Here is a 12,824-nt window from a genome sequence, read left to right on the forward strand (position 1 = left end):
TTTTAGCAGAAATCGACTTGTAACTAGAATAATTTGTATTGACAATCAAAAAAACACAGAGCAAAACGACGTGTTCTACTCTATGTTTCAGCTATTTATATCAATTGTTTATTTTGTTATTGTCTTTTTATGCCCCAACTGATATTGTTTTCTGGATAACCACGGCAAAAGTTTTGCATGAAGTACTAAGAAAACAGCACTTACAATTGTGCCTTTAATCAAGTTGAATGGAATAATTCCAATCGTAACATATTTCGCTAGTGACATTCCTAAAAATTGCCCCGCTGATACGCCGAATAGTTGCAAATAAATTGGTGTAATCACAAAATAATTTGCTACACCCATGAAAACAGTTAGAGCAATTATCCCTGTAGAGACTCCTAAAATTTTGTTTGAAAGCTTGTCGCTTCCTCGCTTGAAAAAATAATACATCGGTAAAGTGAAGACAGTTGTTGCAAAAAAGCTAGCTACATCCCCCACTAAATTTTGCGGTGATGCTCCTGTCGTAAACAGATGCAATACTGATCTTATGAACGCGGTACTTATACCAGCTAACGGACCAAATAAAAACATACTGATCATAACGGGAATGTCACTGAAATCGATTTTTAAAAAACTTAATGATGGTATGATTGGGAACGCTACAAATTGTAAAACCACACCTATTGCTGCTAACATTGCTACACTTACCATTTTTTGTACCTTGTTGTTTCGCATATGAAATCCTCCTGTTTAAGGACCCATCTTCAAACGAACTTTTCTAAATTGACTTTTCCATTGATTGCTCTTGATTTGTTGTAAGATGTCACTTAGTCTTGTATGTATCAATGGTCTCATTATTGTCATACAATCCTCTAACACACTGCGAGAAGTGATCCACTCATATTTAATTTTTAATTAAGTACAGTGTTACAGCAGATGGTAACATATCTCACTTTTCTTGCCGCGTATTGTTCATCATCTACTTTATCCTTTGTCTAATAGTAGTGATTATCAGAAATCTACAGCAAAAACTCTATTTTCCAGCAGGGAAAATAGAGTAGAGTTATCTTATCTGAAAAATGCCAATTCAAATAAGCCCTATCTTCTTTATCCAGACTTTACTGTCGGTATTGGAATTTCACCAATTCAGCCACTTCAAATGAAGTAGGTCGTGGACTATAACCACCGGTCGGGAATTTCACCCTGCCCCTGAAGACGAACCTTTATTAATTTTTTGTACAACTACAGTATACATTCTTTCTAGAAAAAAGCAATATTTATGTTCATTGTGTCACATATGTGGAATTGAATAGAGTCGGAGTATTTCTAAAAATCGGTTTTACTCCGCATTATATCCGAATAAACGGCGAAAAAACGTAGCTCCTTTTATTTATCGGAGCTACGTTCTTTTTTCTAACTTCTCTAAAAAGATTATTTTGATTGATTCATTAAAACACTAATTTCTTTTTTATTTAAGTTGCGGTATTCACCTGGACGTAGTCCTTTTAAGGTCAAATCACCATATTTTTCTCTTTTTAATTTCTGAACTGGATAACCTACTGCCTGAAGCATTTTTTTCACTTGGTGATTACGACCTTCATGAATCGTCAATTCAACAATGCTCGTGTTTGTTTTAAGATCGACAGATATGATTTCAAAAGCAGCTGGCGCAGTTTTGTACCCTTCGATTTTCATTCCCTTAGTCAGTGGAAGCAAATCATGTTTTTTAGCTAAACCTTTTACTTTTGCCACATAAACTTTATCGATTTCATGACTTGGGTGAGTCAATTTTTGAGAAAACTCACCATCGTTCGTTAATAGTAATAATCCAGAGGTATCATAATCCAATCGTCCAACAGGATAAATTCGTTCTTTGATGTGAGAGAAAAAGTCTGTAACAACTTTTCGACCTTTATCATCCGAAACAGCGGAGATGACGCCTTTTGGTTTGTAGAAAAGATAATAACCATATTCTTCTTTGTAAATTGGCACATCATCTACTTCAACCTTATCATTTTTCCCTACTTGCGTTCCTAATTCTCGAATGATTTTCCCATTTACTTTTACACGTCCGTTGACAATATATTCTTCTGCTTTTCTACGTGATGCAATTCCTGCATGCGCAATTACTTTTTGAAGTCTTTCCATTTAGTTTTCTTCCTCCGATTCATTTATGTCCGTTGTTGGCGGATCTTCATTTAATTCTTTGTAACGGTCGAAAAAGAGGTCTAAAGGTAACTCTTCAGCGATTTCTTCTTCCATTTGATGGATATCTGGTAACTCTTCTAAGGATCTTAACCCAAAATAATCCATGAAATAAGCAGTAGTACCATATAAAATAGCTCGACCAGGACCGTCCACTCGTCCTTTTTCTTCAATCAGTTGGCGAGCAACTAATTTTTGCATAGACCCTGCTGACTGAACACCTCTAATCTCATCTACTTCTACTCTTGAAATCGGCTGCTTGTAAGCAACGATCGACAATGTCTCAAGGGCTGCTTGGGACAAAGAATTCGAGATAGGTGATTGTGCATATTTTTTTAATAACGGCGCAAAGTTTTTTTTCGTAGATAATATAAAGTGATTTCCAACTTCTAAAATATTTAATGCGGTTTGTTTATCTGATTCATAGCGCTCTTTTAAAGCGGTCAATGCTTCATATGTTTTGGCGGTAGATAGTCCTAATAAATAAGACAATTCTTCTAAACCAATTCCTTCTTCACCAACAACAAATAAAATCGCTTCGATTTGACTAACTGTGGTCACGCTGTTTCCTCCGTACTTGTTTCAATCTCTTCGGATGTATTATAGAGTAAAATGGTACTATAATTGTCCTCTTGTTCTACATGAACGACCCCTTTTTTCATCAATTCCAACAAAGCCATAAAGGTCGTAACAACTTCTTGTTTAGAATAGTTCGTAAAAAAAGACTCAAAGTTTATCGGTGTATTCCGATCGATCTGACACATTTTTTGCGTGATTGTTGCAATCTTTTCTTCAATCGATACATCATCTCCAGTAACCGTTGTTTCGACTGGCTGACGACTTTTTTTCTTTTCTAGCATTGCATGAAAAGCTAGAAAAAGATCGATTGTATTCAGTTGATTCGGTTCCAATAAAGGATTGTCTTCTTTATATTCATCTATGTCCATGGGTTCTTTTGTATAATAAAGACTTCTTTCAGATTCTTTTTCATGCAAAAGACCCGCTGCATATTTAAATTTACGATATTCTAATAATTGAGCAACCAACGCATCTCGTGGGTCTTCACCATCTAAGATTTCATCGTCTTCTGTCATTTCCAACTCTTGTTTGGGCAAAAGCATTTTACTTTTGATTGCCATCAATGTTGCTGCCATCACTAGATATTCCCCAGCAATTTCTAACTCCAACGTTTTCATTGTATGGATATAGTTCATATACTGTTCCGTTACTGCAGCAATCGGAATGTCATAAATATCGATTTCCAATTTTTGAATCAAATGTAAAAGAAGATCGAGTGGTCCTTCAAATACATCCAATTTCACATTAATTTCCTGCAAGATCATCCAACTTTCTTTTTCAACTCTTTAGTTTACCATAAAATTCAAGCATTGTGTTCTTTCCACTTAGATAAATAAGCGGATGTGGCTAATGTGCCATAAATTTTTGTCTCAGGATACAACTCCCTAACTTCATTTAGTAAGTCAAACCCAAGCTTCTCTCCTCTAAAAGAAGGGTTGATCGATATATCATGTAAAATCATCGCTTCAGACGTTTCTACTTCTATTCCTACGATTCCTTGAATGTTTTGTTCTCCAACTGGTGTCCAAAAAAGTAAATGCAAGTTATCTTCTGTTTCATACATGTCTAATTCTTTTAGCAGTGAATGGTACTCTGTTAATTTTTGATGAAAACTTAATAAACCCATCGCAATTTTACGCTGCTCTTTTCGATAATAAGTTAACATGATCTCACCTTCTCTCTTTTTTATTCTTTAAGCTCTTGGGAAGTGTTGTTTGTAAACATCTGCCATCCGCTGTTTTGTAATATGGGTATAAATTTGAGTTGTAGAAATATCTGCGTGTCCGAGTAGTTCTTGTACAATTCTCAAATCCGCACCATTTTCCAATAAATGTGTCGCAAAACTATGTCGCAATGTATGTGGCGTTATATTCTTATTGATCCCTGCTTCTCGGACGATTTGTTTTAAATTTTTCCAAACTCCTTGGCGTGATAACGGCTTACCATGATGATTTACAAACAAATGTGTCTCACTTTGATTTTTTTTGATCAAAACAGGCCGTGCTTCTTCTAGGTATTTTTCAATCCATTGAATCGCGTAATTTCCTAAGGGAATGATCCGTTCTTTATCTCCTTTACCAATTGTCTGTAATAATCCCATTGATAAGTGTAAATCCCCTATTTTTAGTTCTACAAGCTCACTCACTCGAAGTCCAGTAGCATACATGACCTCTAAAATTGTTCGGTTTCTTACGCCTAAAGGTTTGGTTGTATCTGGTGTTTCAATCAGTGAAGTAACTTCTTCTACAGAAAGTGTACTAGGGAGTTTTTGTGCTTTTTTAGGTGAATCGATATGCTGCATTGGGTCGTGATCTGTCAATCGTTCTTGTCTTAAAAACTGATGAAAACCTCTAAGACTTGAAATCATTCGAATAATTGTCGCAGATGAGTTGTTCTCATTATACAATGTTTGTAAATATTCCATAATTATATAACGGTCAATCACTTGCCAAGTTTCGATCTTCTGCTCTTTTAGAAAAGTGACATATTTATGTAAGTCTCGTTCATAGCTTTTTCTTGTGTTAAGGGAAAGCCCTCGTTCTATTTGTAAGTAATGCAGATAGTCAATAATTTGTTCTTCCATCTATTTTACCTCATTTCTTTTTATTATCATATCAAAGAATTCTAGTGGATGCATAGTAAAATTAGCACGACTAGCATTTAAATAAAACTTTATTCTAAAATAACCCCACTTTTCTGCTTTAAAAAATCGTCACCAGTGATTCAAACTGGATGACGATCATCATTAATCTACATATTTAGTTAAAAAGCTTTCAACTTTTTTCTTATAAGCTTCTGGATCAACGGTATAAGCTTTAGCATGTTCTGCACCTTTTACGACAAATTTTTCTTTTGGTGCATCCGTTGCATTATATACTTCATTCAACATTTTAAATGGCACAAATTTATCTGCATCTCCGTGAATAAACAACATTGGTACTTTATTTTTCTTCAATTGAGCGACAGAACTTGCTTCGCCAAAGAAATAACCTGCACGAATTTTAGTAATCAAACTTGTAACCGGAACTAGTGGGAACGCCGGTAAATTGAACATATCTTTCAATTGATAAGCGAGTTCCCCATTTACAGTTGAGTAGCCACAATCTTCCACGATCGCTTTGACATTTTCAGGTAGTTTTTCGCCGCTAGTCATCATGACTGTGGCACCACCCATACTAATACCGTATAAAGTGATTTGACTATCTTTACCATTTTCAGTAACCATTTTATCGATCCATTGAAGATAGTCTTTTCGCTCTGGCCAGCCAAAACCAATATAATCGCCTTCACTTTCACCATGTCCTCGAGCATCCGGCACTAAAACATTATAACCCCAGTCATGGTACATTTTAGCAAAGCTCGCCATTGTCTCGGCGCTTCCCATATACCCATGAGCCATAATAACATTTTTATCCGTTTTCTCTTCAGCAGGTAAATAAATTGCTTTTAACTTTAATCCATCTTTAGACGTCAAATCCCAATATGAACGATTATTTTTGTCTTTAAACCATTTTTCTTCTGGTGTTTTAGCTTCAACATCGGTTCCTGGTGTATCCCCAGCTAAGAAATCTTTTGTTGAAGGAACAACAGCATAATTATAGAAATACATCCCAGCTCCTGTTAGTACGATTACAACTAAAACAACTATAGCTATCAAAATTTTTACTATGCGATTCATCTTATTACTCCCCATTTTAAACGTATCACTCATAAAATATGCTTTTCTTAAATAAATAACAAATGATACTATTTTTTTCAAATCCTTAAATAGTATAATGTTTTATTGGCATTTTCGCAATGCTAATCACAAATCATGATATTTTTTTCATTTTGATAATCAGCAAAAATCATTTCAAAATTATCGATGATGTTTCGTTGTTTAGAGAGAGCAAGCAAATGAATTTCTTGTAGTGAAAAATAGCCAGCATCATTCGTCTCAATTCCAGTTTTTAATTCTTGATTTTCAGTGACACATTGAATAAAAAATTTATAAACATAAGTCAATTTAGGGGGGAAATCATGTTTTGACATATCTAACACGGCAATCAAGCGCTCGGCTCTAACGGATATTCCTGCTTCTTCCATTGTTTCTTTTTCAGCGATTTCTTTCGGTGAATAGCCAATATCAGCCCAACCTCCTGGCAAAGCCCAGCAGTTGTCACTTTTTTCTTTTACCAGCAATAACTTCCCTTCTTGATTGAAGATAACTGCTCGAATATCTACTTTTGGCGTTGCATATCCTTCGTCTTTTTCGAGAAGAACCGTTAACTCTTTATCTGATAAACTAGGGTACAAAGTTTCTATTAACTGTTTTGTTACCTTAGAAAGTTCGTCGTATCGTTCTTGATCAAAAATATCTTTTCCATATTTTTTCCCCGTTTGTGCAATCCCTTGAAGTTTTGCTAATAAAACACTTAGTTCTTTTTCCATAAATGTCACCTCTTTTCTTTTTATTTTATCGAAAGAATGATCATTTTGAATTAATTAGTATAAATCTTAAGAAAGAAAAAATGAAAGCAAACAAAAGTTTTAAGTTCCCTTTGTTTGCTCTCAATTCTATTTTATTTATTATTTTCAATTAATTTAAAACTAGACCAAGGTTTCAAGAAATCTAATAAGAATAATTCATCGTCAGAAATACGTCCAACAACATTCACTCGTCCATCATTTTTCATTTCTTTCAAGGCAATTTGTGTTTCACCTTTGTACTGACCATATCCAACATTGTCGATCAAAACATCTCCTTTTGTCATATCTTTTGTGTTATGAGCAGGAAAGGCACGGTCTTTAAAGTGAATACGTGTCATAGTTGAACGCAATATATATTCTGAACGGTCTCCACGATAGCTATGAAGGCTTGTGAACAAGACTTCTCTTTCATCATCTGTAATATCTTTTGCAACATCTACTTTCACAGATGGGTATTCAGCCTTGAACGCCTCGGACATCGCCTTCAATTCAGCCTCAGATGCATAGGCATTACCAACTAAGATATCATCGATCAAACCAGTTAATACTAAGTGTTTCACTTGTGTAGCGATTTCTAGATCGCGGTGATCCTCTAATGAACACAAGCCATCTTGTGTCGGCCAAGGCCCAAATGTTGCATCGTGTGAGTTCACAAAAGCCATTGTGTTTAAATTGTATTTTCTAAATTTTTCAGAACAAAAAACAAAATGATCATACCCTAAACCAGAATAACGATGTGGATAGAAATTATGTGAACCTAATAAGTTATCTGTATTCGGTGAGTAACTCATAATATTGTCTACATAACTTGTTCCTGTACTCATGTTAATTTCGATTTTGATTCCGTATGGATTGCGCGTCATTTTCGCTTCTTCAGCACCAGTAAAACCAACATCTAAACGGACACCATACGCACCCATTTCATCAAAAAATGATAAGTCATCATAAGAAATTTCTAATTGTTCAAATAAGGCAGGATTAATGTCGACCATCACTTCCATTCCAAGACTGTTAGCGTAATCAACAACTTTTTTAAACTCTGCTAAAACCTTTTCTTTGTCTTCTGTGATTTGAAGTAAACTTGTAAAAACACGTTTAAATCCATATTTATGTGCTAAATCTAGATATGCTTTGTCCTTTTCAAAAGTTGAACGTTCTGGATAAATAGAAATACCTAATTTTCCCATTATTACTGCCTCCTAAGATTTGTATTGATTATAATGTATGCATTTTCATTATAGCAGAATAATAAAAAGTGGTCTACACCTTTTGAGAATCTTAAAATTTCCCCATTTTGACTAGCAGTTCTAAAGAGGATTTGTTATTATGAGATGTAACTATTATTGAAAGGAAGACTTAACTTTATGAAAACAAAAAAATTCATCGCTGCGACTGCTCTTTTAACATCATTAGTATTATTTGCAGCTTGTGGACCTAAAAATGAGAAAAAAACTGCGGATTCTTCTGCTACTTCTTCTACTGATACGAAAACGTCTGAATCTGTCGATTTAAATTCACTAGAATTGCCTCAATTGTCAGATACAGTTAGTGAAGAAGAAGATTTAGTTGAATTGGTCACAACAGAAGGAACAATTGAAATCAAACTATTTCCTAAACAAGCACCAAAAACGGTTGAAAACTTCATGACACATGCAAAAGATGGTTATTATAATAATGTTACGTTCCATCGCGTTATCAAAGATTTCATGATCCAAGGGGGAGACCCTAAGGGTGATGGCACAGGTGGTGAAAGTATTTGGAATGACTCTTTTGATGATGAAATCTCTGACCAGTTGTACAACCTACGCGGCGCCCTATCAATGGCTAATGCTGGTAAAGATGAAAAAGGTAATGGCACTAACGGTAGCCAATTCTTTATTGTTCAAAATGCTGAGGATAAGTCAGATGGCTTATTAAAAGATGATTATCCAGAAAAAATTATCGATGCTTACAAAAAAGGTGGTACACCTTACCTAGACGGCAAACATACTGTTTTCGGTCAAGTAACTAAAGGTATGGATGTTGTAGATAAAATCACCTCTGCTGAAACTGGCGAACAAGATAAACCTAAGAAAGATATCCGCATCGAGAAAATCAATATTTTACAAGAAGCAAAAAAATAAATAGATAAAAGAATGGCGATTCATTGCCATTCTTTTTTCTTTCTGATTAGAGGACAACTATCACCAAAATAATGATTGCTGGTCCTGTTGGCGGTGGAGACACAACCTTTGCAAGACAGCTATTAGCTAAAAAAGAGATACCTTATTATTAATTAGATAACCCCATGTGGAAGCATCATCACACATGAGATAAACCTTACTCTGTAGAAGAATCCACCAAATAGCTTCAAATTATTTTGCCCAAAGAGTCATGGATCATTGAAGCCACAACAACTATAGATTGGATCAAACTAGCTATAGATGATGCAGACATTATTTTTTTATCGCTTCCTCCTTATCAAATAGATCGCAAAACGAGAAAATATCCCGTATAAACCTACTCTTTCATCATTATTAGAAGAAGAATTTGTTTGAACTACAACAATTAATTGGAACCTCTCACAATAAATTAATAATCTTAAAAAATCAACATTTTTACTCTGGCTACGAAAAAATGTTGGAGAAAGTTTAGTAGTATGAAGAAAATTCTTTCCATATCCTCATGTATCAATGAATTACTACCCATTTTAGAAATAAAGTGGTACTGTTGATAAAAGAGGTGAAAGCACGTGACGTTTAATCCACATATCGAAACGCTCATTCTTGAGGCTTCCAATCGGAAAGCTCCTCATTTTGTAGCAAACGTGATCAATTTCCAGCAATTTGACCAAGAAGACGTAAAAGACACTGCACAAAAATTGATTGAAGATGGAAAAATCCGAGCGACTATCCATTTTCATCACAATGATTTATGTACAATTGACTTTATACCTCAGGCTGTTTGAACAAATTGATTGCATAAAAAAAGACTGCACGAATATAATTCTAACTTGAATTGAACAAAAACAGATCATCCATTGATTCTCCCTGTTGTCCAATTCATTTCGTTAGTTTATATTATGTTGCAGTCTTTCTATTTATTCAATTGCTGTAATGCTTTTTCAGGAACGGTTTCTCTAGAAACTTCTTCAAATGTTTCAACATGGGCACCTTTATTGTATATTTTTAAATAACGGTCAGTTATCAATTCATGATCTGCTGTAAAAGTAAGTTCTTTTTGCTGACCATCTTTGTCGAATGTTTGTTGTTTATATGTCGTAATGCCGTAGCTGTTTATGCTGTCGGCTTTTTTCGTTTTGACATAAACTACACCTTCTGTCACTAGTGGGTTTAATTGATCTACAGTGCCTGAAAGTTCATCTGATTTGTTTTGTGTATATAGTTTAGCTCCAAAAAGAGTGACGCCTGAAAGTAAGGCTAGTACAGCGATTGATTTAATTATTTTCAAGATAATTCCTCCAAATTTCATTTGATAAACTTATTTTAGCAATGATATCACTAAAAAAAATCAGTCAAATAGACGAAATCTGCTTAATACTTTTGGCGTAGGAATCTCTCAGTCTCAGTAAATAGAAACAAATTATGTTAAGGCTTTTCAGCATGTTATATTCCACAATTTTTCTCAACTGCTTCAAACGCCGTAATCAATTGATCTTCCGATTGGTTTACTATTCCAGAAATACTCAATGATGCCATTCCCATCGCACAAATCAATGAATTCATGTGCAATTTCTCAAGTTGTTCTTTTGCAATCTCTGTATATTTCTCATCATTTTGAATCGATTTTCGAAACGAATCAAATGATAACTGTTTTAATTCTTGACCATATGAATGTTGGTCGATATACAAAGCTATATACAGTTTGCTGTTCGATTTGGCAACATCAATATAATTTAAGCCAAAATTAGCAAGTATATGTGATGTTTGTTTTTTAGAAAAGAATTCAGTTTCTAAAAATTCGTATGTTGTTTTCAATAAAGTCAACTTCAACTCTTCCATGTTTTTAAACTCAAGGTAAATCGGTTGTGTTGAAATCCCCATATGCTCAGCTACATTTCGTGCTGTTATAAAGGAAAAACCTTTTTCTATTAATAAATCTCGTGCAGCTGCTAAAATATGTTGCTTTTGATAGACCTTCTTTCTAACCAAATATAATCCCTCCTCGTATAATTTAAATGTGTATTGGCCCCGTGTTCGTCTCAACTGAGAAATAGTATAATACGAATACAATTTATCATTATTTATTTTTTTAATATTTATTCTTTTATTTTACACTCTTTTAGGGATTCATTTTCTCAATAATTATGAATATAGCTAAAAAACATGATAATTTACCTGACTTTTCTGAATTGTTATTGACCAATGAAGGTTTTACAGGATATAGTTAGATTATTGATAGATGATGGAGGTATTCTTTATGGCTAAAAATAACAGCCAAGCACTTTTTTTACATACGAATAAAAAAAATCCAGAAATGACTGATAAAAATAAAAATTATTATCTTCTCATTGGTTATTGCGTTATTTTGATTATAATTGGTCTACTCAGTGAACCTATCACCGTTCTCTGGGCAGGTATGATCCGTATTTTAACTTCCCCTAGCAATTTATTAACTGATTATATTGAACTTGGTACTTTCGGTAGTGCTTTTGTGAATAGTGGATTGCTTACACTGATTAGTGTGTTACTTGCTAAAAAAGAAAAAATTCCAATCAACGGTCCTATGATTGCTGCTTTATTTACCGTTTCAGGCTGTTCATTTTTTGGGAAAAATCTATATAATTCAATCCCAATTATTATTGGTGGACTTTGTTATGCAAAAATTGTAAAGAAGCCTTTTTCTCAATTTATCGTTGTTAGTTTATTTGGGAGTGCTCTATCTCCTATCATTAGCTATCTTACCTTTGGAATTTCTTTGCCACTCCCTCTTTCGATTCCTTTAGGATGTTTCGTTGGTATTTTTATTGGGTTGATTTTACCACCGTTAGCATCTCATATTCTTACCTTCCATCAAGGTTTTTCTTTATATAATGTTGGATTTACTTCCGGACTTATTGCAATGATGTTTACTGGAATTTTAAGGATGTTTGGCTGGAAAATCGAAGGAAAAAATTTAGTTTCTACTGCTTATCATTCCAAACTTCTTTTTTTTCTGTTATTTTTATTTTTTATTATGTTTGTTGCTGGGTTTATAATCAATCATTTTTCTCTGAAAGGTCTAAAAGATATCAGCAAAACTTCGGGTAAATTGATTACTGATTTTATTTCTATTGCAGGGATTGGCGCTACGATGATGAATATGGCGCTGATGGGTTTATTACTAGTTGGTTATACTCAAGTTAGTCATTCCACACTCAATGGTCCAATTGTTGGCGCTATTTTATCCGCTGTTGGTTTCAGCGCATTTGGTAATCATCTACTCAACAGCTTACCATTATTAGTTAGTGTTTTTTTGACAGCACAATTATCTTCGGTTTTTGAAGTAAATCAAACAACCGTGGTACTTGCAGGGATTTTTGGCACAGGGCTAGCACCTATTGCAGGATATTATGGGATTACTTTTGGCTTGATCGCCGGATTTTTGCATATGTCATTAGTCACAAATGTCAGCTATCTTCACGGTGGACTGAATCTCTATAATAATGGATTTTCTACTGGTTTTGTGGCGGCGGTCATGGTACCATTACTTGATAATATTTTACAGATCAGAAAGGTGAAACAACATGCAAGAAAGAGATAAAGCTAAGAGAATCGTAGATGAGTTACTGACTTACTTTTTTTCAAATGATATTGAGGAAATCCGGATTGGGCTAGACTTTACATCAGAAGGTTTTTGCATCAAAATCCAAGGAAAAACAGAAGACGAACCAGAAAATGTCCTGCATTTATTAGAATTATTAAACACACCTAGAGATCTAAGTATTGAAAGTTATTATGATGAATTGCTTGGGATCACGCATCATGAAGAAGAAGATTATCACCTGTTAGGGTTGATGATTGACGAAGCAGAAATCAGTTTTGATGCACCTATTTTTGAAATCAAAGTATTTAGAAAAAAATAATCGTTCAAATAAAAAGATAAGGAGT

At 34.2% G+C, this 12,824-nt stretch carries 15 protein-coding genes and 1 riboswitch; of the genes, 4 read left to right on the forward strand and 11 right to left on the reverse strand.

The window, feature by feature from the left end:
• Nucleotides 1-108: 108 nt before the first annotated feature.
• The 9 genes from IGJ02_RS08555 to IGJ02_RS08595 form a co-directional block, all read right to left on the reverse strand.
• Nucleotides 109-717: an ECF transporter S component gene (locus IGJ02_RS08555; RefSeq protein ID WP_010761428.1), complete on the reverse strand. Its 609-nt coding sequence runs from the start codon at nucleotides 715-717 to the stop codon at nucleotides 109-111.
• 361 nt (nucleotides 718-1,078) lie between these two features.
• Nucleotides 1,079-1,203: riboswitch (FMN riboswitch) on the reverse strand.
• 210 nt (nucleotides 1,204-1,413) lie between these two features.
• On the reverse strand, nucleotides 1,414-2,130 hold the full coding sequence (locus IGJ02_RS08560) for a pseudouridine synthase (RefSeq protein WP_010761429.1): 717 nt from the start codon (nucleotides 2,128-2,130) through the stop codon (nucleotides 1,414-1,416).
• Nucleotides 2,131-2,748: an SMC-Scp complex subunit ScpB gene (gene scpB / locus IGJ02_RS08565; protein WP_430601717.1), complete on the reverse strand. Its 618-nt coding sequence runs from the start codon at nucleotides 2,746-2,748 to the stop codon at nucleotides 2,131-2,133.
• Nucleotides 2,745-3,524: a segregation/condensation protein A gene (locus IGJ02_RS08570; RefSeq protein ID WP_034683165.1), complete on the reverse strand. Its 780-nt coding sequence runs from the start codon at nucleotides 3,522-3,524 to the stop codon at nucleotides 2,745-2,747. Before IGJ02_RS08570 ends, scpB begins: the two co-directional genes overlap by 4 nt.
• Nucleotides 3,525-3,568: 44 nt before the next feature.
• Nucleotides 3,569-3,931: a hypothetical protein gene (locus IGJ02_RS08575; protein WP_010761432.1), complete on the reverse strand. Its 363-nt coding sequence runs from the start codon at nucleotides 3,929-3,931 to the stop codon at nucleotides 3,569-3,571.
• A 27-nt stretch (nucleotides 3,932-3,958) separates the two neighbouring features.
• A complete protein-coding gene (gene xerD / locus IGJ02_RS08580; protein ID WP_430601718.1) occupies nucleotides 3,959-4,849 on the reverse strand; it encodes a site-specific tyrosine recombinase XerD in 891 nt (296 codons plus the stop codon).
• Nucleotides 4,850-5,011: 162 nt separating this feature from the next.
• On the reverse strand, nucleotides 5,012-5,944 hold the full coding sequence (locus IGJ02_RS08585; RefSeq protein ID WP_010761434.1) for an alpha/beta hydrolase: 933 nt from the start codon (nucleotides 5,942-5,944) through the stop codon (nucleotides 5,012-5,014).
• A gap of 122 nt (nucleotides 5,945-6,066) precedes the next feature.
• The gene (locus IGJ02_RS08590; RefSeq protein WP_430601719.1) at nucleotides 6,067-6,696 is read right to left on the reverse strand and encodes an NUDIX hydrolase N-terminal domain-containing protein; all 630 of its coding nucleotides are present in this window, start codon (nucleotides 6,694-6,696) and stop codon (nucleotides 6,067-6,069) included.
• 131 nt (nucleotides 6,697-6,827) lie between these two features.
• Nucleotides 6,828-7,922 (reverse strand): DUF871 domain-containing protein, encoded by a 1,095-nt coding sequence (locus IGJ02_RS08595; RefSeq protein WP_430601720.1) that lies wholly within the window; start codon nucleotides 7,920-7,922, stop codon nucleotides 6,828-6,830.
• A gap of 177 nt (nucleotides 7,923-8,099) precedes the next feature.
• On the opposite strand from IGJ02_RS08595, the gene IGJ02_RS08600 reads away from it, so the two are divergent.
• Nucleotides 8,100-8,858: a peptidylprolyl isomerase gene (locus IGJ02_RS08600; protein ID WP_430601721.1), complete on the forward strand. Its 759-nt coding sequence runs from the start codon at nucleotides 8,100-8,102 to the stop codon at nucleotides 8,856-8,858.
• Between the two features lie 608 nt (nucleotides 8,859-9,466).
• Complete coding sequence (locus IGJ02_RS08605) at nucleotides 9,467-9,682, forward strand: hypothetical protein (protein ID WP_010761438.1); 216 nt, start codon at nucleotides 9,467-9,469, stop codon at nucleotides 9,680-9,682.
• A gap of 128 nt (nucleotides 9,683-9,810) precedes the next feature.
• On the opposite strand, the gene IGJ02_RS08610 is transcribed toward IGJ02_RS08605, so the two are convergent.
• Together IGJ02_RS08610 and IGJ02_RS08615 are read right to left on the reverse strand one after the other, a co-directional pair.
• On the reverse strand, nucleotides 9,811-10,185 hold the full coding sequence (locus IGJ02_RS08610; protein WP_430601722.1) for a YxeA family protein: 375 nt from the start codon (nucleotides 10,183-10,185) through the stop codon (nucleotides 9,811-9,813).
• Between the two features lie 155 nt (nucleotides 10,186-10,340).
• The gene (locus IGJ02_RS08615; protein ID WP_010761440.1) at nucleotides 10,341-10,886 is read right to left on the reverse strand and encodes a TetR/AcrR family transcriptional regulator; all 546 of its coding nucleotides are present in this window, start codon (nucleotides 10,884-10,886) and stop codon (nucleotides 10,341-10,343) included.
• A gap of 268 nt (nucleotides 10,887-11,154) precedes the next feature.
• Here IGJ02_RS08615 and IGJ02_RS08620 point away from each other — a divergent pair, with 268 nt between their 5' ends.
• Together IGJ02_RS08620 and IGJ02_RS08625 are read left to right on the forward strand one after the other, a co-directional pair.
• Nucleotides 11,155-12,477 (forward strand): DUF1576 domain-containing protein, encoded by a 1,323-nt coding sequence (locus IGJ02_RS08620; protein ID WP_430601723.1) that lies wholly within the window; start codon nucleotides 11,155-11,157, stop codon nucleotides 12,475-12,477.
• The gene (locus tag IGJ02_RS08625) at nucleotides 12,461-12,799 is read left to right on the forward strand and encodes a hypothetical protein (protein ID WP_010761442.1); all 339 of its coding nucleotides are present in this window, start codon (nucleotides 12,461-12,463) and stop codon (nucleotides 12,797-12,799) included. The genes IGJ02_RS08620 and IGJ02_RS08625 overlap by 17 nt, the downstream gene beginning before the upstream one ends.
• The last annotated feature ends 25 nt before the right edge of the window (nucleotides 12,800-12,824 follow it).

Source organism: Enterococcus sp. DIV0724b (genome assembly GCF_050531475.1).
Classification (GTDB): Bacteria; Bacillota; Bacilli; order Lactobacillales; family Enterococcaceae; genus Enterococcus_L; species Enterococcus_L haemoperoxidus.

What these genes read in the sequence shown, in the direction of transcription:
- IGJ02_RS08555 (WP_010761428.1), bottom strand. Translation starts at nt 717, where the DNA reads ATGCGAAACAACAAGGTACAAAAAATGGTAAGTGTAGCAATGTTAGCA.
- IGJ02_RS08560 (WP_010761429.1), bottom strand. Translation starts at nt 2,130, where the DNA reads ATGGAAAGACTTCAAAAAGTAATTGCGCATGCAGGAATTGCATCACGT.
- IGJ02_RS08575 (WP_010761432.1), bottom strand. Translation starts at nt 3,931, where the DNA reads ATGTTAACTTATTATCGAAAAGAGCAGCGTAAAATTGCGATGGGTTTA.
- xerD (WP_430601718.1), bottom strand. Translation starts at nt 4,849, where the DNA reads ATGGAAGAACAAATTATTGACTATCTGCATTACTTACAAATAGAACGA.
- IGJ02_RS08585 (WP_010761434.1), bottom strand. Translation starts at nt 5,944, where the DNA reads ATGAATCGCATAGTAAAAATTTTGATAGCTATAGTTGTTTTAGTTGTA.
- IGJ02_RS08590 (WP_430601719.1), bottom strand. Translation starts at nt 6,696, where the DNA reads ATGGAAAAAGAACTAAGTGTTTTATTAGCAAAACTTCAAGGGATTGCA.
- IGJ02_RS08595 (WP_430601720.1), bottom strand. Translation starts at nt 7,922, where the DNA reads ATGGGAAAATTAGGTATTTCTATTTATCCAGAACGTTCAACTTTTGAA.
- IGJ02_RS08600 (WP_430601721.1), top strand. Translation starts at nt 8,100, where the DNA reads ATGAAAACAAAAAAATTCATCGCTGCGACTGCTCTTTTAACATCATTA.
- IGJ02_RS08620 (WP_430601723.1), top strand. Translation starts at nt 11,155, where the DNA reads ATGGCTAAAAATAACAGCCAAGCACTTTTTTTACATACGAATAAAAAA.
- IGJ02_RS08625 (WP_010761442.1), top strand. Translation starts at nt 12,461, where the DNA reads ATGCAAGAAAGAGATAAAGCTAAGAGAATCGTAGATGAGTTACTGACT.